Here is a 20,925-nt window from a genome sequence, read left to right as displayed (position 1 = left end):
GCCTAAGATTTCTGAGAAATCTCTGGGTCTGTGTAACCTTTTCGGCTGTCCCGGACAATACAGGGCATGGGGAACGTGAAGAATGACGAGGACCGACTGTGGTCCCGGAGCCTAAGTGGTGACGGCGATGCGTTCGGGGTGCTGTACGACAGGCATCGTGACCGGATTTTTCGCCACGCGTACAGGCTCGCGGGTAACCACCACGACGCCGAAGACGTCATGGCTGCTGCCTTCCTCGAACTCTGGCGGCGACGCACCAACGTGCGTGTAGTAGAAGGGTCAATTCTTCCCTGGCTGCTCGTCACGACGACCAACATGGCACGCAATAACGGGCGCGCAGCCCTCCGCTACCGGAAGCTGCTGAACGCATTACCGCGCACCGAAGGGGCCTCAGAGCCCATGGACATTGAACATTTCACCGGTACCCAGGAGACCCTGGACCGGGACTTCGCCAAGGCTCTCGGAACACTCAGCGCCGAGGACCTGCACCTGGTGAGTCTGGTCGTGTTCGAGGACTACCCTTTGGCTGCCGCAGCGGCAGTCCTGAATCTGACTCCCGGTGCCGCGAAGACCCGCATGCACCGGGCAAGGCAACGGATGAAAACCGCCCTCACCGGCACCACCAGCACGGGCGCTCCTACTGCCGGCAGCCTCGCACGGTCAGTTTTGGAAGGAGACAGGTCATGAACCAGTTCAAGGTCGATGACCGATTCAGCGACGCACTTCGAGCAGAACTCGTCGCCCAAGTCCACCAACCGGCCCCGGTACGGGCCCGCCAACACACCCGTCTCTGGCTCGGCGCCGGCACGCTGGCCGGCGCATGTCTGCTCGGTGGCATCGGCGCAGCCGCAGCCGGGTTCTTTCAGATTCCCGGCTCCCAGCAAGTGACTCCGTTGGCTTCGCCCGTGACAGAGAGCTACACCGGAACAGCCACCGTGGAACTCGGGAAACCACCGGCAGGCGCCACTGACATCGAATTGACGCTGACCGCCCTGACCCCCGGTTCGTTCGAGTTCCCAGGCGGTGCCAGCTGCAGCTACACCGACATCGATATGCAGACGCGTCTAAATTCCTGCCGGTACACCATTCCCCTCGAACCCGGACAGGAGACCGTTACGATCGGGACGGAACCGGGTAACCGCTGGCAACTCTCCGCCAGCTACGTGAAGCAGGAAAGGACCGAACTAGGCGTCAACGACAAAGGTGAAACCTACGGGGTTGAAAGTCCCGAAAACGGAGTTCCGGATCTGATCGCCGTCATGGCGACTAATGGAGCATCAGGCTACGCCTACGCAAAGGACCTCTACGGCGGCCCAATGCCTACCAGCCCGGAAGACGCAGCGAAAAACTTCAACACTCCGCGCCCACCCCGGGAGATCCCGGTATTCCTCAGCGACGGAGGAACCCAAGTTGGTGTCTTCCTGGCAGCGGGTTCTGGAGGCGGAACACCCGCCTACCCGTCTAGGTCACCAATCCCTTCACCGGACGCCACAGTAGTTCCAGCGCGCTAAACAAGCGTTCGCCGCCAGGACCAGACCGTAAAGGGTTCCCCCTACGGGGAACCTCGAACGGGACACTTTCGGGATTCATGAAAAACTCGGCCGTCTGTGTATAGGCTCCCATCAACGTCCACCTTCAGGGGAGCACAATGAAGCGCAATCGGTTGTGGCAATACACGGTTCCCCTCCTACTTCTCGGCATGCTGTTGACATCTTGCGGAGACACGAAAACGGGCGAACCGGGAACTGCCATACCCACGCCCAGCTCCACTACCTCGGCTACGTCCACCAGCTCAACCCTTGGCTCAACCAGCACCACGCCACCCCAAGAAACATGTACGGCGTTCCTACCAACGACCCAGTGCTCCCGATACGCCAGTGTTTCCGGCACGGCCGCCGGCAACGATCTACCCTGGGCGGCATCCGGCGGCGTCAGGGCATGGTTGACCTCCGCGAATGGAGAGCTTCAGTTGACCGTGACTACCGGATGCGGCCCCCTGGGCGGGCAGGCGACAATCACCGGGAACACGCTTACTGTCAGGAACATCGCCACCGGAGCGATGGGGTGCGCGGGCGATGTCGGCGAACAGCATCTGTGGGTGATGGAGTTCCTGAAGCGGCCCATCGAACTGACATTCAGCCAGGGCACTCTCAGCTGGAAGAGCGGAACAGACACACTCAGCTTCAAAAGCGAGTAGCAGCCCGCCCACCCACTTCGATCTTCCTTGTGCGAACCGCAACTGGATAGGACGAACCGATCCCTAAGCATGGCCGCTCTCGTGGGACGCGCGTCCCCAAGTCCCGCAAAAGGATCCCCTAGGGGACGGTGCCGCGGAGGGTTCGGCTCGGAGCCCTCCGCGCGGCCGGCAACGAGAACTCGTCCTCTGCGCGGCCGGCAACGAGAACTCGTCCTCTGCGCCTCGTGCCAGACGAGCCTTACGTCTTCGCCTGGGACAAGCTCAAGAAACTCATTCGCCCTCTGGACGATGCAAACGCTCGAACCCCTACTGCCGTTCTTTGGCGTCCAGAGCCTGTCGGGGACCGCCTAGTTACCCCTGGGTAGGCGGATGACCCGGACGGAGTGGAAAATGATCAGCCCCACTCCAACGCTCACGAATATGGTGTCTGGCCAGCGAGGCGGTTCTGTGGCCAGCCTGTATACGGCTGGAACCATGATGAATATGGCGAGGCCAATACCGAGCCAGGCTGAGAACCTGATTCGCCTTTTCTGTTCCGACGTTTTGGCAGCGGGCTCATTGCTGGTGGTGTGATCGTTGTCTGGTCTGCTGTAATGCTCTGGTTCCATGCGGCCCCCTCAGGCTTGGTGTCCCGAGCCTACCCGAGCCACCCGCCCACTTCAGGAGCAGCTGTCGGTCCCGTAGAGGGTTCCGCTTCCGGACCGGCTTACGGGCGCTTGATGTACTAGCCGTGGTCTTCTGAAGTGTGAGTCCCTTCTCCTGCCCAATGAGGTTTCGCAACGCAGTTACGCGATTCACCGTGCACCGAGATTCCGAGAGGTTCTGAGTGGGTCCCGGTCTCTTCGGTAGGACGCCTCTTATCTCTAGGGACACGAGACAACGCGCCTATCGCCGTGGGAGCCTTAGTTCGATTTCAGTTTGTCTGCCGGGGGTCGCGTCCGTAGCGCGGTGCTGCGTAGATGTGTTGGCCGCGTCCAACCATGAATGAGAACGAGGGCGCTGCGATACGCTGGGCCATAAGCCAAGTGACACGGGGTGCTCCATCTGGAGCTGAGATAACACCCGTTGAACCTGATCTAGTTAGTACTAGCGAAGGGATGTCGCGCATATGCGCACGCCAGAAGACCTGATTTCATTCACCTGTTCAGCTCTCGACGAGGTGCGGTCCCACCCGCCGCTCGTGCAGTGCATCACCAATAGTGTTGTGGTGAACTTCACCGCGAACGTGCTGCTGTCGCTAGGTGCGGCACCAGCGATGGTCGACATTCCGGGGGAGGCGGGCGCGTTCGCGCGGGTCGCATCCGGACTGCTCGTTAATCTCGGTACCCCCACCGCGGAACAACGCGACGCGATGGTCGAGGCCGTCACCGCCGCGAACGCCGCCGGAACACCGTGGGTGCTCGACCCCGTTGCCGTTGGTTTCCTGCCCGTGCGCACGCCGCTGGCCTTCGCCCTGCACGACCTGCGACCCACGGTGGTGCGCGGGAACGCATCGGAGATCATCGCGCTGGCGGGTGCCGGATCCGGCGGGCGCGGGGTCGACTCGTCCGACGAGGTGGATGCCGCACTGGCCGCAGCAGACGCACTGATAGGTATGACCGGTGGGGTGATCGCCGTCTCCGGACCCGTCGACATCATCACGGATGGCCGTGGGCTGGTACGCATCGACAACGGGCATCCGCTGCTCACTCGCGTTACCGGCGGGGGCTGTGCCCTCGGCGCGGTCATGGCCGCGTTCGCCGCGGTCGACGACGACAGGTTCGCCACCACGGTGGCCGCGGCCACGGTCTACACCGTCGCGGCCGAGCTTGCGGCAGAGTCCGCCGCCGGTCCGGGCAGCTTCGCTGTCGCCTTTGTGGACGCCCTGGCCACCGTCAACGCGCAGGACATCGCCCGCCGAGCGGTGCTCCGATGAACCTCGACCTGTCGTTGTACTTGGTGACCGACTCGGCGCAGGCCGCCGCGGCCGGGCGCAGCATCGTGGACGTGGTGCGCCGCGCCGTTTCCGAGGGAGTGAGCGCCGTGCAGGTGCGTGAGAAGGCGACCGCCGGGCGGGAGTTCCTCGACACCGTTCTGCGCATCGCGGATGTGCTGCCGGACACCGTGGCGCTGATCGTGAACGACAGGGTCGACGTATTCCTGGCCGCCCGTGCCGCAGGGCGCCGGCCGGCCGGGGTGCACGTCGGGCAGTCCGACCTGCCCGTCGGCGTGGTGCGTGCCCTCATCGGGGGTGACGCGGTGATCGGGCTCAGCGCATCGACGGATGCCGAGCTGCGCCGCGCGGCCGAGGATCCGGCCCTGGTCGACTACGTCGGCATCGGCGCGCTGCACGCCACACGCACCAAGAGTGACGCGCCCCCCGCCCTGGGGCTGGTCGAGTTCGCTCGCCTGGTCGGGGTTAGCACGCTGCCGGCCGTGGCCATCGGCGGGGTCGGCCTGCGCGACCTGGCCGCCCTCCGTGAGTGTGGGGCGGCGGGCGTCGCGGTGGTGTCGGCGATCTGTGCGGCGCCGCACCCCGAGCAGGCCGCCCGCGAATTGCGGGCAGCCTGGGGCGCGACGGCATGACCGGCGCATCCCTCCGCATTGCCCGCGTGCTGAGCATTGCTGGTACCGACCCGACCGGCGGAGCGGGCATCCAGGCTGACCTCAAAAGCATTGCGGCGAACGGGGGCTACGGCATGGCCGTGGTGACCGCGCTGGTCGCGCAGAACACCCACGGTGTGCGCTCGGTGCACGTGCCGCCGGTCTCGTTCCTGCTCGAGCAGCTGCACGCCGTGAGTGACGACGTCGAGATCGATGCCGTCAAGATCGGGATGCTGGCCGATGTGCACGTCACCAGCACCGTGAGCGAGTGGCTCGGCCAAGTGAAGCCCAGGCTCGTGGTGCTCGACCCTGTGATGATCGCTACTAGCGGCGACCGGTTGCTCACCGAGGATGCCGAGCAGGCTCTCCGCGACCTGCTGAGCGTCGTGCACCTGGTGACGCCCAATATCCCGGAGCTGGCCATCCTGGCCGGTTCTCCGGTGGCGACGAGCTGGTCGGCGGCCCTGAGCCAGGCGCAGCAGATCGCCGAAACGTACGGGGTTCTCGTGCTGGCCAAAGGCGGGCACCTCGCCGGTGACCTCGTCCCAGATGCCCTCGTCGATGCCCACACCGTGCGAGAGTTTCCCGGGCTGCGGATCGACACCCTGAACACACACGGAACCGGGTGTTCCTTCTCCTCCGCCGTCGCGACCAGGGTGGCGTCCCGGGCCGGCACGGCCGGACCGAGCCTCGCGCACTGGGGAGACGCTGTCTCCGAGGCGAAGCTCTGGCTGACCGAGAGCATTGCCCACTCCGGCGACCTGCAGGTCGGGTCCGGCCACGGTCCGATCCAGCACTTCGCCGGGCTGTGGCAGCGCGGCGGCCTGCAGAACCGGCCCAGCCCGGCGCAGGTGGCTGAGTCGTGGTGGCACGACATCCGTGACATCCGCACCGACACCGACGAGTTGCCGTTCATTCGAGCACTTGGGGATGGCTCGCTGCACCGGGAGGCCTTCGTCTGGTACCTCGCCCAGGATGCCCTGTACCTGCGCGATTACGCCCGGATGCTGGCCGTCGCGAGCCGACTCGCCCCGACCGCCACCGAGCAGGTGTTCTGGGCGGCCAGCGCGCATGGCGCGATCGCCGCCGAACTCGACCTGCACTCCAGCTGGATTGCCGACGAAACCCTGGCCGGCGTGCAGCCCAGCGAGACGACGACCGCCTACCTGAACCATCTGGCGGCCGCCGGCGCGAGCGGCGACTACGGCGTACTCGTCGCGGCGCTGTTGCCGTGCTTCTGGATGTATCAGGATGTCGGCACGCGGCTGCATCCGCTCTCGCACGACGCGCATCCGTACCGCAGCTGGCTGGATACCTACGCGGATGAGGAGTTCGCTGCCTCCACCGCCCGCGCAATAGAGATCGTCACCACGGTTGCCGCCACCGCGGATGAACCGTCCCGCCACCACATGGCCCAGGCGTTCCGCGCGTCGGCCAGGCACGAGCGAGAATTCTTCGCCGCGCCCCTGATCAGCCCCCGGTAGGAGTGCAGGTCCATCCTTTCGCGCCCCCAGCGGTTGCCGGAGCGACCATTCGTCAAGCACGCTGCGGCCCATGGACGGGCGAGACAGGAGCTCAGTTGCGGAGGATGAGTTCGCACAACTGCATGGTGCTGACGTTGTCAGCGGCGTTGCTTGAGGTGACTTCATGCGCTGGGCTTGCGCGGCGAAAGGCCTCGACCTCGCCTACGAAATCGCTCAGGTGCAGGTCTCGTTCGATGCCGGAGATGACGCTTGCGGTGGGTGTGAAAAGTCGTGACGTTCTCGCCGACCCGGCGCCAGTTCGGTGCGTCTGCTGGAGTGCGAATCTGCAGGACCAGGCGTGCGACATCTGTGATCAGCACGTGACCGGTGTTGCCGGAGACTCGCAAGACCTTGTTCTCGCTTGAGTACGTGGGTAGGCCGCTGAGGTACAGCGTGCTGACCATGCTGGAAGCGAACTGCAGAGTTGAGGAGAGGGCGACGGTCGCGCCGTGCGAATCGGAGTAGTTGACTGCCGGATCAATCCGCTGCTGACGACACCCTGTCAATCGAGACGCCAAATAGCGATCACAGAACTCCGCCAAACAGCGCGAATATTCACACCATGCAGGCGACTTTGGAAACTGACAAGTGCACCGAATCTTTTGAACGCGCCTGGTGGTTTGTAGCGGAAACGGTCGTTTTTGGAACGTGCTACCTCTACTTAGCAGCGGCCCGCAGCGCTGTCGCGACGGGCGCGGTTCCGTCTTCCGTTGCGAGCATTGCTGCCAGTTGGCGTGCTCGTGCGGCGTAGGCCGGCGTCGTGGTGGCCTGCGTGATGGCGTCGGCCAGCCGTTCGGTGGTGAGTTCCTTGTAGGGGACCTGTTGCGGGCCCGCGCCGAGGGACGTGATCCGTGCGGCCCAGAAAGGTTGGTCCGTATATATCGGCACGCTGACCGTCGGCACACCGGCGCGCAGCCCCGCCGCGGCGGTCCCCGCTCCGGCATGGTGGACGACCGCGGCCATCTGCGGGAACAGCCATTCGTGCGGAACAGCACCGATGCTGACGGCATCGGGTCCGGAGGCACCCTGCACGCCCTGCAGTACCGCGCGAACCCCCGCACGGTGCGCGGCGCCGAGCATGAAGTCTGCGTCCAGGGCCGCACTGCTACCAAAGCCGATGAACACCGGGGGCGGTCCGTCCGCGAGGAATTCGGCCAGCTCCGCAGGTGGCTGCCAGCCCGGCTCAACTTCCGGCCACCAGTAGCCGGTCATGGTGAGCCCGGATCGCCAGTCCGCCGGGCGCGGGAATATGGTGTGACTAATGCCGTGGAGAACGGGACTGTTGGTTTTCCTTCGGGTACGGTCGGACGCGGACCGGGCCTTTTTGGGTAGGCCGAGCATCTGGCGGATGCGGGCGCTCGGGGCGTCGTAGGGTGCTTTTCCCGCTGATATCAGTGAACCGAGCAGCTTGTTTCCGACCGGCCCCAGACTGCGGGCGGTCCCCAGGACCACGGGCGGGTAGGCGGTGCTGGGTTCGGTCGGCTGCAGGTGGGCACCGATGGCGGGGACACCGAGGGCCTCAGCAACATCGTAGGCATAGGGGGCGATCGCATTGGCCAGGATCAGGTCGGTGCCGGCCTCGGCCGCGGCAAGGGTGCCGGTCGCGGCCAGGTCCATGTAGTCACCGAGTTCGCGCATGTACCTGCGCAGATCCGCGCCCGTGGCCTTCTTCCCTGGCGCGGCGGGGCTGACCAGGTGGCTCATATCACCGGGCAGTTCGCGGTGCTCACACCCGGCTGCGGTGACCAGCGGGGCATAGGCGGCATTCGCCGCGATTGCGACGTCAAAGCCCAGGGCTTGAAGTCTGCTGCCGAGCCCGGCCATCGGGGCGACATCGCCTCGGGTCCCTGGCGTAATCATGAGTACCCGCATGACATTCCTCATTCCGCTTGATTGCGATCACTGTTCGCAATTAAGAATATAGTGGAATAGGTACGGCACCTAACCCAGGCGGCTAGACGAAAGGCGGAACTGGTATGCCCTCTCATGACCCCGTTAATATCTGGCTGCGGCCGGAGCGTTCCGGTGTCGGGCCGAAACCGGAGCACTCACGCGCGGGGATTGCCGCGGTGGCGATCGATATCGCCGACCGGGACGGCCTGACGGCGGTGTCCATCCGACGCGTGGCGGCCGCCATCGGAGCCGGCGGGGCGTCCCTGTACCGGTATCTGAAATCCCACGACGAGCTCATCGAACTCATCGTTGACACGGTCAGCAGTGAATACGACCTTGCCCCCTCCGATGAACCACCACCGATCCAGCTGCTGAATCTGGCACGGCAAGGCCGGGCCATTATGCACCGGCACCCGTGGCTGGCTCCGCTGCTGCTGACCCGGCCCTCAATGGGCCCCAACGCTCTCCGATATCTGGAGCGTGCCTTGTCCGCAATGGAGGCGGTGGACATGCCCGGGCCCGCCAAGCTGCAGACCGTGGCCATGATGACGGCCATCACCTCCGCATTTGTACAAAATGAGCTGGCATCAGCCGACAGCTCCGGGACGGGCCTCGACGGGGCGAACGCGCGCCTGCAGTACCTCTCCGATGTAGTCCAGTCCGGGAATTACCCGTTCCTGGCGGGCGCACTTACCGGGCAACACGACCCCGAGAGACCAGAAGAAGTGTTCAACAGCGTCATCACCAATTACCTGGCGGGCGTGGGCCTTCCAGTCGCCGTCGGTTCCGCCTGAGGGCACCTGAACCGCCAAACCGAGCTGTGGAAAAACCGCCATTCTGAATTGACAGTCACACGGGACGCTGATGAACCCCAGCTCGCATTGATGCAGTTCAGCGGTGTGTGCGACCGGTGGAGGACCGGCCTGCGGGCGGCTACTCGGCATCCGCGCTCAGGTTAGTGAAAGCCGCTTCGCTAATGCAGCAGGCGCCCATTTCCCTTGAAGATGCGTCCGACATCGGATTCACTGTTGGCACACGTAGGGGAGGCATTCAAAAATGACGATCTCGAACGCTGCAGCTGAATCACAAACTAGGTCTCTAAATATGAACATGCTGACGGGCGAGGCGATCGCCGAGGCCAAGCTAGCCGACTGGCGCATATTGGCCCGAGGACTGCACGCCATGGTCAGCGCCGACGCCATCTACCGCGGCGACGAGGGCACCTTACACGTCGTCGAATGGGTCACCCAGCAGGACGTCGACCTCGCGCGACGGATCACCGAGATCGCCGTCGACCACAAGGTCGCCGCCGACCCGGCCTCGGTCAGCGTCCTCGAACTCGGCCTCGACACGGGGCACGCAGCGACCATCGCCCCGGTGTGGGCAGCCCTGCTGACCGGCAACGCGGACGCCCAGGGCCACGGGTCACCCAGCGATGAGATCCGGGACGCCACGGGGCGTGTACCCAACCTGTGGTTCGGTGACGCCGACGAGCACGAGACGCCGAGTCAGCGGTTCCACGTCGAGGTCTATGTGGCGCCCGAGGTGGCCGAGCCACGAATCGCCGCTGCCGTCGCTGCGGGGGGAACCGTCGTGGATGACAGCGGTTCGCCGTCGCTCACCGTGATCGCCGACCAGGACGGCAACAGAGCGGTCCTGTGCGTTGCCGGGTCGCCGGCGACGAAGTCAGCTTCCTGACCTTCTTGAACTCGTTTCCGAGACAACCGCTGAGGTGGGCGTGGCAGCTCCGCACGTGATCAAGCCGCTCACCCCGGCGACCTTTCCGGCGTGGCTGGCGCTCGCGCAGAAACACAACGGGGTCTGGGGCGGGTGCTACTGCTCGTATTTCCACGACGACACCGAGGACACCGTCAAAAGCGAGTACGACCGGCCGACGTTCAAGCAGCGCCTCGTGGCGGAGGGCGTCGCACACGCCGCGCTCGTCTTCGACGGCGGCGACGCGATCGCATGGTGCGAGTACGGAAGTCCGGTTGAGCTGCCGGGGATCTATCACCGTAAGGAGTAAATGCGGGTGAAATCAAGCCAGCGCCATGGCGCATCACGTGCTTCTTCGTCGACCGCGACCACCGACGTCCGGGCGTGGCACGGGAAGCGCTAGACGGTGCGCTCGAGCTGATCGCGCAGGCCGGCGGAGGCGAGGTGATCTCGTTTCCCAACGAACTCACTCTCGGCAAGAGGACGTCGTCGTCGTTCGTTCACAACGGCACGCGAGCCATGTTCGAGAAGGCGGGATTCACGTTCGAGCGCCACATCGGCAAGAGCAAGACCGTGATGCGCAAGACGGTCCAACCTGCCCGCGGCTGACGCCAGGTTGAACAGGCCGGGCCAGCAACGAGTCGATAAGCGGACCCGCTGCGGGACGGCTCCCCCCCATCGCGTGAGCGCGTCCGGCCATGGATCCCTAAATGGCTCCAGCCGCGGCGGCGGGGTAGCCCTATTCCGCACCGATCAATAGCATGAGGTGTGGCCACGCCAAGTGAAAGTTCAAAGTTGATCAGGCGCCTAACGGTTGTCCTGCTCGGTTTTTCTCTTTTCGCTACGTCCTGCGCCGGAACGGGGCCTGCGGGTCGGGGCGGCGAAACTCCTCAGCCGCCCACGCATGAGTCGGCGCCAAGCCAACCGCCTACTGGCTCACTGGTCAGTCCTGAAGCTGCGCCGGCTGACGGAGCGATCGCTCATGTTGCCAGCACGCTGAGTCGGGAGCTGGCAGGGGATGCTGAATTCGCCTCAGTCGAAGTGATCAACGGGAACCGAATTATCGTTCATTGGCACGGCCCGGTGAGCGCGAAGCTGCGGGACCTACTGGCCCGGTTTCCGAGCGTCGACATTTCAGTCCAGCCCGCCGACTGCTCCCCTGCGCAACTTAACGATTTCGCCAGCGAGCTGTTGGCGTCAGACCCTGCTGTGAACATCACTTCGGTATCGCCTGATGGGTCGCACCTGACCCTCACGCTGGATGAATCAGTCAGGGCCGCATCGGACGTCGCCGACCTGGAGCGGAAGTATTCGCAGGCAGCTGGGTGCCCGGTCAAAGTGGAATTCGGGGGTATTGCCCCACTCGGCGGGTAATCCACACCCACTACGGAACGTCGTAAGGAATCCGACCGCAACCCTCGACAAAAAAACATCTGAAATCTCCGCGCGGTGTCCGCTAAGGGTTCCCCCTACGAACATGTGGGTCGTGCAGACGAGTGTGGACGTTCCGTGCAGGGCTTCGGAAACTGACATAGCCCGACGCCGGGGTTCCGCAACGCGACACGGGCAAAACCCGACGCCGGAACAGGCCACAGCCTGAAACTGCCTCAGCTCCACAACGCGACGTGGAACTTCGATCCCCGGCGTTCCAGTCCCCGGGAGCCGCCGGGAGCGACCATCGCCGCGGTCGCCTCAGCCGTGCCGGCAAAGCGCTGCAGCGTCCGCGCCATCGTGGTGGTCCGGTGGTTGTCCAGGGTGCTCGCCCACCACAATCCGGTGACAGGCGTGCCGACGACAGGCAGCCGCACGAGGATCCCGCTCTGGAGTTCGGACCGGACGATGTGGCCAAGCGCCAGCATGATGCCCTCCCCCGCCCGCACAGCGGCCAGGGCTTCCGTCTCGCTGCTGAGCCGGATGATCTCCGGCGCCACCCCCGTCGACGCCAGCCAACGGCCCTCCTCCGCGCTGTCCTGGATCCCCGCCGGTCCGGCGAACCAGCGCTGGTCCAGCAGCCGGGCCACGGATACCGGTCCGGGCGCCCGGACCAGCGGGTGCCCGGAACCGGCGACCAGGATGCGCTGGTAGCGCAGGAAAGGCACGCATTTCAGTCCCGGGCTGCTCACCGCGGTCCCCGCCGGCGCCGTCGGCCGGGCACCCAGGGCGATGTCGTAGGCCCGCTCCTGCAGCAGCGAGCACAGGTCCTCGGCGGACTCGACCACCACGTCCACCGAAGCGCCGGGAACCCGCTTGGTAAAGAGGTCCAGAAGCCGGCCGGCCGCATGTTCGGCAAAGGGCGCGGTGGCCACGATCTTCAGCCGCCCGGCGTCGTTCGTGGCGTTGGAAACCTCCCAGCGGGCCTGGTCCGCCAGCCCGACAATGTCCTGGGCATATTCCGCCAGCGCCCGGCCGCCGGGAGTCAGCGCAATGCCACCCCCGGCGCGCACGAAGAGCGGATCGCCGAGGTCCTGCCGGAGCGCCGTCAGGGCAGAGGAGACCGCCGGTTCGCTGACGCCGAGGGTCTCCGCGGCAGCGTGCAGCGAGCCCAGACGGGCAACGAGAGCGAACGTGCGGAGTTGGCTCAATGTCATCGACATGGCGTCATAACCTTTCGCTTATGACGATATTGACACTCCGTCCCAGGCGGGGCAAGACTGGCCTGAAATCGGTGCTGCACGACGTTGCCAGCGCCCTGACGTGAGGTGGGGACTATGCAGATTCCGGCTCCTTTCGACTACGTTCGGGCCACGTCCGTGGATAACGCCCTGGAACTCCTCTCCCGCCACGGTGCGGAGTCGCGGGTCATCGCCGGGGGCCACAGCCTCCTGCCGATGATGAAGCTCCGGCTCTCCAGACCGGAGTGGCTGATCGACATCAACGACCTGTACGAACTCGACTTCATCCTGCGCGACGGCGACAAACTGCGCATCGGCGCCCTGACGCGCCACACGACGCTGCTGGAGTCGGACGAAATCGCGGCGCTCTTCCCCATCGTCCGGGACGCCGAAGCCGTGATCGCCGACCCGGTCGTGCGGAACCGGGGCACCATCGGCGGTTCGCTCTGCCAGGCCGACCCGGCCGAGGACCTGTCCACGGTCTGCGACGTGCTGGGTGCCGAAGCCGTGATCCGCGGACCGGCCGGCGAGCGCATCCTGGCCATGGCAGACTTCCACCGCGGACCTTACGAGACAGCGGTGGGCCAGGACGAAATGCTGTGCGAAGTCCGCATCCCCATCCTTCCCCGGTCGGGCAGCGCCTACGAAAAGGTGGAACGCCGCGTGGGCGACTGGGCGGTCGGCGCCGCCGGCGCGTCCGTGACGCTGGCCGCGGACGGCACCATCGCCGACGCCGCCGTCGGGCTGACCGCCCTCGGACTCGACCACACCATCGCCGGGGCCGCCGACCTGCTCCGCGGCCGGCAGCCCCGGGAGGAACTGTTCGTGGAAGCCGGGCGGCTCGCCGCAGCGGCCTGCGACCCCGTGGCCGACCAGCGCGGTCCGATTGACTACAAACGGCATCTCGCCGACGAACTCACCCGGCGGGTACTGCGGCAGGCCTGTACCCGCGCCGCCAGGACACAGGAAGGCTGAAGCGGATGCAGATCAGCATGACCGTCAACGGCAACGAAGTCACCAGCGATATTGAGCCCCGGGTGCTCCTGGTCCACTACATCCGCGAAGTCCTGGGCCTAACCGGGACCCACTGGGGATGCGACACGAGCAACTGCGGGACCTGCGTGGTCCTGATGGACGGCCAGCCGGTGAAGTCCTGCACCGTCCTCGCGGCGATGGCCGCCGGACACGACATCCGCACGGTCGAGGGCCTCGCCAGCGGCGCCACCCTGGACCCGGTCCAGCAGGGTTTCATGGAGGAGCACGGGCTTCAGTGCGGTTTCTGCACCCCTGGGATGATGCTGACCGCCCGTGCCCTGCTCGATAAGAACCCGCACCCGGACACCACCGAGATCCGGCAGGCCATTTCGGGCCAGATCTGCCGGTGCACCGGCTACGCGACCATCGTCCGGTCGGTGCAGTGGGCCGCCGCCCACCCGGCGGGCGGCAACACGGACCCCACGGTGGACGAGGTCATCGAGGGCACGGACACGGTCATCGAGGACATCCCGGCGGAAACAGCGGAAACTGCAGACAACGAGGTGAGGGCATGACCGTCATCCACGAACGGCCCAGCAACCCGGCGGCCGGCGACGAGGACCGCCCGATCGGCTACGGCCGGATCCAGCGGAAGGAAGATCCGCGGTTTGTCCGTGGCAAAGGCAACTACCTGGACGACATCGTCCTGCCCGGCATGCTGCACGGCGCCATCCTGCGCGCCCCGGTGGCGCACGCCCGGCTGGTCTCCATCGACACCACCAACGCCCTCGCCCACCCCAAGGTCATCGCCGTCATCACGGGGAAGGACCTGCTGGGCCTCAAGCTCGCCTGGGCCCCCACCCTCTCCGCGGATGTCCAGGCAGTCCTCGTGACAGACAAGGTCCGCTTCCAAGGCCAGGAGGTCGCGTTCGTCGTGGCCGAGGACCGCTACGCTGCGCGGGACGCGCTGGAGCTGATCGACGTCGAATACGATGTCCTGCCCCCGGTCATCGACGCCCGGAAGGCCCTCGACGCCGGTGCCCCCGTAATCCGCGACGAGATCGAGGGCAAGACCGACAACCACATCTTCGACTGGGAAATGGGCGACAAGGCCGAAACCGAGGCTGTCTTCGCGAGCGCCGACGTCGTGGTCGCCCAGGAGATGGTCTACCCGCGGGTGCACCCCGCCCCGATGGAAACCTGCGGCGCGATCGCCGACTTCGACGCCGTCGACGGCAAACTGACCCTGTACGAAACCACGCAGGCCCCGCACGCGCACCGCACCCTCTTCGCGATCGTCGCCGGGATCCCCGAGCACAAGATCCGTGTGGTGTCCCCGGACATCGGCGGCGGCTTCGGCAACAAGGTGGGCATCTACCCCGGCTACATCCTCGCTGTCGTCGGGTCGATCGTCACTGGCAAGCCGGTGAAATGGGTGGAGGACCGCTCGGAGAATCTGATGTCCACCTCCTTCGCCCGCGACTACATCATGCAGGGCGAGATCGCGGCGACCAAGGACGGCAAGATCCTCGCAGTACGCACCAACGTCCTGGCCGACCACGGCGCGTTCAACGCCACCGCCCAGCCCACCAAGTACCCCGCCGGCTTCTTCTCCATCTTCACCGGAAGCTACGACATCAAAGCCGCCTACTGCAGCGTCACGGGCGTCTACACGAACAAGGCACCCGGCGGCGTCGCCTACGCCTGCTCCTTCCGCGTCACCGAAGCCGTGTACCTCGTCGAGCGGATGGTGGATATCCTCGCCCGCAAGCTGGAGATGGACCCGGCGGAACTGCGGCTGAAGAACTTCATCAAGCCCGAGCAGTTCCCCTACGCCAACAAGACCGGCTGGGTCTACGACTCCGGCAACTACGAACCGGCCATGAGGCTGTCCATGCAGCTGGCCGGCTACGACGAGCTCCGCCGCGAGCAGCGTGAGAAGCGCGAGCGCGGCGAACTGATGGGGATCGGCATCTCCTTCTTCACCGAAACGGTGGGCGCCGGACCGCGCAAACACTTCGACATCGTGGGCCTCGGCATGGCCGACGGCGCCGAACTCCGGGTCCACCCCACCGGCAAGGCCGTCGTCCGGCTCTCGGTGCAAAGCCAGGGCCAAGGCCACGAGACCACCTTCGCGCAGATCGTCGCGGAAGAGCTCGGCATCCCCCCGGAGGATATCGACGTCGTCCACGGCGACACCGACCAGACGCCCTTCGGCCTCGGCACTTACGGGAGCCGTTCGACGCCGGTCAGCGGCGGCGCCGTCGCGCTCGTTGCCCGGAAGGTGCGGGAGAAGGCGAAGCTGATCGCCGCGGCGATGCTGGAGACCCGGCCTGAGGACCTCGAGTGGGAGAAGGGCCGGTGGTTCGTCAAGGGCGATCCCGGCGCCGGGAAGACCATCTCCGAGATCGCCATGGCGGCCCACGGCACCATGACGCTGCCCGAGGGCGTCGACGGCAACCTCGACGCCGAGGTCACCTACGACCCGCCGAACCTAACGTTCCCCTTCGGCGCCTATATCTGTGTCGTCGACGTGGATCCGGGCACCGGTCACGTCAAGGTGCGCCGCTTCATCGCGGTGGATGACTGCGGCACCCGGATCAACCCGATGATCATCGAGGGGCAGGTGCACGGCGGACTGACCGACGGCGTCGGGATGGCCTTGATGGAGATCATCGAGTTCGATGCTGACGGCAACTGCCTGGGCGGGTCCTTCATGGACTACCTGATCCCCACCGCGATGGAAGTGCCGGACTGGGAGACCGGCTACACCATCACCCCGTCCCCGCACCACCCCATCGGCGCAAAAGGCATCGGCGAATCCGCCACCGTCGGGTCTCCCCCGGCGATCGTGAACGCGGTTGTGGACGCGCTGGCCCCCTACGGGGTGGTTCACATGGACATGCCCTGCACCCCGGCCCGGGTCTGGGCCGCCATGCAGGGCCGGGCAAGGCCGCCGATCTAGGATGACCACGACAGCAGACTCCCTCACGGCCCGGGCGAACGACCTTGCCTCCCGCCGTGAGCCGTTCGTGCACGCCACGGTGGTCCGCGCCCAGCACCCCACCAGCGCCCACGCCGGGGACACCGCCCTGGTGCTCCCCAGCGGGGAGATCCAGGGTTTCGTCGGCGGAAACTGTGTCGAGTCCTCGGTGCGGGAGTACAGCCGGCAGGTCCTCGTCTCGCAGGAACCGCTGCTGCTGCGGGTGGTCCCGGGCGAGCCGTCCCGCACCGCCGGGGAAGGCGCGGTCGAGGTCTCCAACCCCTGCCTGAGCGGCGGCGCGATCGAGATTTTCCTCCAGCCGCACATTCCGGCGCCCCGGGTCGTCGTGGTCGGCACCACGCCCGTGGCCCAGGCTCTTGAGACCCTCGGCGCCAGCGTGGGCCTGGCCGTGGAACTCACCGACGGGGAATCAGCGGGGCCCCGGGCCGACGACGCCGCGCTCATCGTGGCCTCGCACGGCAAAGCGGAGGAAGTCGCCCTCGAGGCGGCCCTGCGCGCCGGCGTGCCCTATGTCGCGCTCGTGGCCAGCGGGACGCGGGGAGCCGCAGTGCTGGAATCCCTCGACGTCGACCCGGCGCTGCGATCACGGGTCTTCACCCCCGCCGGGCTGCAGCTGGGCGCCCGCACCCCCGGAGAGATCGCGCTCTCGATCCTGGCCGAGCTCATCCAGGAGCGGGCCAAGTCCCGGCACGCCGCCACTGAAACGGCGCCAGACGCGCCGGCCGCGGCGCCGGTGACTGCGTCGGCCACAACATCCCCGGCCCCGGCGGCCGCCGCGCACACCGCGGCGACGGCGGTAGACCCCGTGTGCGGCATGACTGTCGCCGCCGCGGAATCCTCGCTGCAGCTCGAGCATAATGGCGTCACCGTGTACTTCTGCTCGCCCGGTTGCCGAGCGGCCTTCCGCAAAGATCCGGAGCGCTATGCCCTCATACCTTGACCGCGCAGCCACCACGCACCGGACGGCGGGGCTGATCCTGGCGGCCGGGGCGTCGCGGCGCCTGGGCCGGCCCAAGCAGCTGCTCCCCTACGGCCGCGGGGTCCTCCTCGACGCCGTGCTGGCGGCCGCCCGCGACTGCGGCTTCGACCAGACCGTGCTGGCCCTGGGAGGTGCAGCCGGGGAGGTGCAGCGCGCGGTCGACACGACCGGCTGCGAGATCGTGCTCAACCCGGACTTCGGCGCGGGCTGTTCCTCCTCGATCGCCGCCGGCATCGCCACGCTCCACCCGGACACGGACGCCGTCGTCCTGCTGCTCGGGGACCAGCCGGGCGTCCGGGCCGACACCGCACGGGCCCTGCTGGAGCTCCTGTTCACCGGCGGGCCAGGCGCCGGCGAGGGCGCCCCCGGCATCGCCGTCTGCCGTTATGACGACGGCGTCGGCCACCCGCTGGCGTTCGCCCGGCGGATGCTCCCGGAGTTGGCCGCCCTGCACGGCGACAAGGCAGTCTGGAGACTGCTGGAGCAGCGGGCAGGCGACGTCGTCGAACTCCCCGTTCCTGGCCCCGTCCCGCCGGACGTTGACACGGAAGAGGACTACCGCCGGGTCCTGGCCGGCCTGGAAGGCGCGCTATGAACACCGCGGCGCGCACCGGCGCGGAGGAGGACGTCCAGCGCAGGGTTCCCGACGTCGCTTCGCTGATGGAGGCGCTGGACAGCAGCGACTACCTGGCCGACGTCGGGCTGGCCACGGCGTTGTTCTTGGCCGTACGGCTGCCGCAGCCTATCCTGCTCGAGGGCGAGGCGGGCGTCGGTAAAACCGAGGCAGCGAAGGCCCTGGCCGAGCTGCTGGACACGCCGCTGTACCGGCTGCAGTGCTACGAGGGAATCGACGCCGGCGAAGCCCTCTACGAGTGGAACCACCAGCGCCAGCTGCTCGGGATCCGGCTGGCGGAAGTCCGGGATGGCTCCGTCACCGAGACGGACCTCTTCGGCCCTGAGTACCTGCTGCGCCGGCCGCTGCTGCAGGCGATCGAACATCCCGGCCCTCGCCCCGCGGTCCTCCTGCTGGACGAGATCGACCGGGCCGATGCCGAGTTCGAGGCCTTTACCTTCGAGCTCCTCGCCGAGGCCGCGGTCACCATCCCGGAGCTGGGCACGATCCGGGCCACCCACCCCCCGATCGTCATCCTGACCTCCAACCGGACGCGGGACCTGCACGACGCCCTGACCCGGCGCTGCCTCTACCACTGGATCGACTACCCCGGGCCGGAGCGGATCGCGGAAATCGTGCGCCGCCGCGTGCCCGCCAGCAGCGGCCCGCTGGCGTTACAGGCCGCTGCGGTGATCACCAGGCTGCGTACCCTGGACCTTGCCAAACCGCCGGGGATCTCCGAGGCCATCGACTGGGTGTCCGCCCTGGCCGTGCTGGGCATTGACCGTATCGACGCCACGACGGTGGAGCAGACGCTTGGCTCGATCGTCAAGAACCGCGACGACCTGGAGCTGGTGGTCGCCCGCGGGGCAGACTGGCTCGTGGCCGGGACGGGCGGGTGAGCCCGGCGATGGCCCGGGTCATCGGGGTCACGGTTACCGGGGACACGGCCGCTGCACCCCCCGCAGTGGAGGCCGCGACCCTGTCCGCGGCGTTCGTGACCGCCCTGCGCCGGGCTGGCCTGACGTGCTCGCCCGACCGGGCCGTGCGGCTGGCCGAGGCCCTCCGCCTGATCCCGCCCTCCGACGTCGAGCAGCTCTACTGGGCGTCCCGGGTGGTGCTGGTGTCCGCGCGCGGACAGTTGCCGGTGTTCGACGCCGTGTTCGCCGCAGTCTTCCGCGGCGGTTTCGACCCTTCCGGGCACCGCAGAAGCGCTACGCGCCCGTCCCCGCCCGGCAGCCCCGAGCAGGCAAGCACCCGGCCCTCCCCGGCCGGGGACCGTGCCCCCGGACAGGCGGCGGGGTTGCAGCAGACGGCGCCGGCCGTTGCCTCCGCGGGGCAGGACGGCGGCGGGGACCGCGACGCCCCGGAACGGGAGGCCGTGCTGGCCATGGCCTCAACCGAGGAACGGCTGCACGGGATGTCCTTCGCCCAGCTCACCGAGGAGGAAGTCCTGGAAATCAGGCGGCTGGCGTCCCGGCTGCTGCTCGCCACCCCCGTGCGCCTGAGCCGCCGAACCCGCAAGTCCGCCCACAGCAGCGCCCGGCTGGACGTCCGCGCCACGGTCCGCGCGGCCCGGCGCTCGGGCACCGACACCACCCGGCTGTTGTATGCCCGGCGCCGGGAGCAGCGCCGCAAGCTGGTGATGCTGTGCGACGTCTCCGGCTCCATGGAACCGTATGCGCGGATCTTCGTCTCGCTCCTGCAGGGTGCTGTCGCAACTGCCGGCGCCGAGGCCTTCGTGTTTTCCACCCGGCTGACACGCCTGACCCGGCAACTGGCGCTGCGCGATCCGGACGCGGCCCTGGCCCGGGCCGCCGTGGCCGCCCCGGACTGGGCCGGCGGCACCCGCATCGCCGACAGCATCCGGCACTTCGTCGACGAACACGGCCGCCGGGGCCTGGCCCGGGGCGCGGTGGTGGTGATCTTCTCGGACGGCTGGGCACAGGAGGACCCCGGAGAAGTGGCGGCCCAGATGGCGCGGCTGCGGCGCCTGGCGCACCGGATCATCTGGGTCAATCCGCGCAAGGCCGCCCCCCACTACCAGCCGCTGGCGGGCGGTATGGCAGCGGCCCTGCCGTACTGCGACGCTTTTGTCAGCGGACACAGCTACACCGCTCTGGCAGAGGTGGCGGCCGCAATCCGCGGCGACGGCCAGTCATCACTCAACGGCCAGTCATCATTCAAGGGAAGAGGCAACTAATGCAGATCAACAGCACTTTCTCGGTCGTCGCGCCGATCGACACCGTTTGGGACACCATCATGGACTTCGAAGGTGTGGCGGGCTGCGTCCCCGGCGCCAGGATCCTGAACAAGCTTTCCGACGACGCCTACCAGGTGGGCATGACCGTGAAGCTGGGACCGGTGAACATGCAGTACAAAGGGCTGCTCAACGTGATCGAACGCAACGCCGCCGAACACCGCGCCGTGCTTGGCGGCAAAGCCCAGGAAACCCGCGGCCAGGGCACCGCCGAGGCCACGGTGACCCTGCAGCTGACGGAGGAGGCCGGCGGCACCACCCGCGGCACCGTCAACGCCGAGCTGTCACTGTCGGGCAAGGCCGCCGCGATGGGCAAAGGCGTGATCGGCAGTGTCACCGAGCAGATGATGGCACTGTTCGCCAGCAACCTGCAGGCCATGATCACCGCGCCCGCCGCCGGAACAGAAGCGGGCGGCCTGCCGGCGGCCGTATCCGCGGCCGGGCTCGACGCGGAGGCCGAAGCGGAAGTCGCCGCGGCCAAGGTCGCCGGTGCCCCGGCGCCGGCCCCAGCGCCGGGACTTCCCGGCCTACCGGCCGGCGCCGTGCCCGCAGCGGCCCCGCCCGCCGGCA

At 67.3% G+C, this 20,925-nt stretch carries 20 protein-coding genes and 1 riboswitch; of the genes, 18 read left to right on the top strand and 2 right to left on the bottom strand.

All coding sequences use genetic code 11. The features are described from left to right. The first annotated feature begins 66 nt into the window (after positions 1 to 66). From ACZYZ3_RS00100 to ACZYZ3_RS00075, 6 genes are all read left to right on the top strand, one after another. Positions 67 to 687 carry an RNA polymerase sigma factor gene (locus tag ACZYZ3_RS00100; RefSeq protein WP_463961847.1) on the top strand — a complete coding sequence of 207 codons (621 nt, stop codon included), beginning with the start codon at positions 67 to 69 and terminating at the stop codon, positions 685 to 687. Further along, positions 684 to 1,511, top strand: a complete 828-nt coding sequence (locus ACZYZ3_RS00095) for a peptidase M56 family protein (RefSeq protein ID WP_463961846.1) — start codon at positions 684 to 686, stop codon at positions 1,509 to 1,511. Before ACZYZ3_RS00100 ends, ACZYZ3_RS00095 begins: the two co-directional genes overlap by 4 nt. 431 nt (positions 1,512 to 1,942) lie before the next feature. Further along, positions 1,943 to 2,197: an META domain-containing protein gene (locus ACZYZ3_RS00090; protein WP_498049684.1), complete on the top strand. Its 255-nt coding sequence runs from the start codon at positions 1,943 to 1,945 to the stop codon at positions 2,195 to 2,197. Positions 2,198 to 3,218: 1,021 nt separating this feature from the next. Continuing rightward, positions 3,219 to 3,312: riboswitch (TPP riboswitch) on the top strand. Beyond that, a complete protein-coding gene (gene thiM, locus ACZYZ3_RS00085) occupies positions 3,306 to 4,112 on the top strand; it encodes a hydroxyethylthiazole kinase (RefSeq protein WP_463961844.1) in 807 nt (268 codons plus the stop codon). It overlaps the preceding riboswitch by 7 nt. Then, entirely contained in the window at positions 4,109 to 4,762 is a 654-nt protein-coding gene (thiE, locus tag ACZYZ3_RS00080; protein ID WP_463961843.1) for a thiamine phosphate synthase, read from the top strand. Before thiM ends, thiE begins: the two co-directional genes overlap by 4 nt. After that, positions 4,759 to 6,264, top strand: a complete 1,506-nt coding sequence (locus ACZYZ3_RS00075; RefSeq protein WP_463961842.1) for a bifunctional hydroxymethylpyrimidine kinase/phosphomethylpyrimidine kinase — start codon at positions 4,759 to 4,761, stop codon at positions 6,262 to 6,264. Before thiE ends, ACZYZ3_RS00075 begins: the two co-directional genes overlap by 4 nt. A 696-nt stretch (positions 6,265 to 6,960) precedes the next feature. Here ACZYZ3_RS00075 and ACZYZ3_RS00070 read toward each other — a convergent pair. Further along, positions 6,961 to 8,175 carry a glycosyltransferase gene (locus ACZYZ3_RS00070; protein WP_463961841.1) on the bottom strand — a complete coding sequence of 405 codons (1,215 nt, stop codon included), beginning with the start codon at positions 8,173 to 8,175 and terminating at the stop codon, positions 6,961 to 6,963. A gap of 104 nt (positions 8,176 to 8,279) precedes the next feature. On the opposite strand from ACZYZ3_RS00070, the gene ACZYZ3_RS00065 reads away from it, so the two are divergent. From ACZYZ3_RS00065 to ACZYZ3_RS00050, 4 genes are all read left to right on the top strand, one after another. Beyond that, a complete protein-coding gene (locus ACZYZ3_RS00065; RefSeq protein ID WP_463961840.1) occupies positions 8,280 to 8,990 on the top strand; it encodes a TetR/AcrR family transcriptional regulator in 711 nt (236 codons plus the stop codon). A 310-nt stretch (positions 8,991 to 9,300) separates the two neighbouring features. Next, a complete protein-coding gene (locus tag ACZYZ3_RS00060) occupies positions 9,301 to 9,894 on the top strand; it encodes a VOC family protein (RefSeq protein WP_463961839.1) in 594 nt (197 codons plus the stop codon). 40 nt (positions 9,895 to 9,934) lie between these two features. Continuing rightward, positions 9,935 to 10,222, top strand: a complete 288-nt coding sequence (locus ACZYZ3_RS00055; RefSeq protein ID WP_463961838.1) for a hypothetical protein — start codon at positions 9,935 to 9,937, stop codon at positions 10,220 to 10,222. Between the two features lie 74 nt (positions 10,223 to 10,296). Continuing rightward, a complete protein-coding gene (locus tag ACZYZ3_RS00050; protein WP_463961837.1) occupies positions 10,297 to 10,521 on the top strand; it encodes a hypothetical protein in 225 nt (74 codons plus the stop codon). Positions 10,522 to 11,519: 998 nt separating this feature from the next. Here ACZYZ3_RS00050 and ACZYZ3_RS00045 read toward each other — a convergent pair. After that, positions 11,520 to 12,506, bottom strand: a complete 987-nt coding sequence (locus ACZYZ3_RS00045; RefSeq protein ID WP_463961836.1) for a LysR family transcriptional regulator — start codon at positions 12,504 to 12,506, stop codon at positions 11,520 to 11,522. A gap of 114 nt (positions 12,507 to 12,620) precedes the next feature. Between ACZYZ3_RS00045 and ACZYZ3_RS00040 the strand changes: the two genes are divergently transcribed. The 8 genes from ACZYZ3_RS00040 to ACZYZ3_RS00005 all read left to right on the top strand — a co-directional run. Beyond that, positions 12,621 to 13,499, top strand: a complete 879-nt coding sequence (locus ACZYZ3_RS00040) for an FAD binding domain-containing protein (protein ID WP_463961835.1) — start codon at positions 12,621 to 12,623, stop codon at positions 13,497 to 13,499. A 5-nt stretch (positions 13,500 to 13,504) separates the two neighbouring features. Then, positions 13,505 to 14,074 carry a (2Fe-2S)-binding protein gene (locus tag ACZYZ3_RS00035; protein WP_463961834.1) on the top strand — a complete coding sequence of 190 codons (570 nt, stop codon included), beginning with the start codon at positions 13,505 to 13,507 and terminating at the stop codon, positions 14,072 to 14,074. Then, on the top strand, positions 14,071 to 16,464 hold the full coding sequence (locus ACZYZ3_RS00030) for an aerobic carbon-monoxide dehydrogenase large subunit (protein WP_463961833.1): 2,394 nt from the start codon (positions 14,071 to 14,073) through the stop codon (positions 16,462 to 16,464). Before ACZYZ3_RS00035 ends, ACZYZ3_RS00030 begins: the two co-directional genes overlap by 4 nt. Before the next feature lies 1 nt (position 16,465). Further along, positions 16,466 to 17,443 carry an XdhC family protein gene (locus ACZYZ3_RS00025; RefSeq protein ID WP_463961832.1) on the top strand — a complete coding sequence of 326 codons (978 nt, stop codon included), beginning with the start codon at positions 16,466 to 16,468 and terminating at the stop codon, positions 17,441 to 17,443. Beyond that, positions 17,427 to 18,077 (top strand): nucleotidyltransferase family protein, encoded by a 651-nt coding sequence (locus ACZYZ3_RS00020; RefSeq protein ID WP_463961831.1) that lies wholly within the window; start codon positions 17,427 to 17,429, stop codon positions 18,075 to 18,077. Before ACZYZ3_RS00025 ends, ACZYZ3_RS00020 begins: the two co-directional genes overlap by 17 nt. Beyond that, positions 18,074 to 18,997, top strand: a complete 924-nt coding sequence (locus tag ACZYZ3_RS00015; protein WP_463961830.1) for an AAA family ATPase — start codon at positions 18,074 to 18,076, stop codon at positions 18,995 to 18,997. Before ACZYZ3_RS00020 ends, ACZYZ3_RS00015 begins: the two co-directional genes overlap by 4 nt. Continuing rightward, positions 18,994 to 20,298: a vWA domain-containing protein gene (locus ACZYZ3_RS00010; protein WP_463961829.1), complete on the top strand. Its 1,305-nt coding sequence runs from the start codon at positions 18,994 to 18,996 to the stop codon at positions 20,296 to 20,298. The genes ACZYZ3_RS00015 and ACZYZ3_RS00010 overlap by 4 nt, the downstream gene beginning before the upstream one ends. Continuing rightward, a partial coding sequence (locus tag ACZYZ3_RS00005; RefSeq protein WP_463961828.1) for an SRPBCC family protein occupies positions 20,298 to 20,925 on the top strand: 628 nt, incomplete at its 3' end. The genes ACZYZ3_RS00010 and ACZYZ3_RS00005, both read left to right, overlap by 1 nt.

This window comes from Pseudarthrobacter linnaei (assembly GCF_055412825.1).
This window is presented reverse-complemented; position numbering and strand designations above follow the sequence as displayed.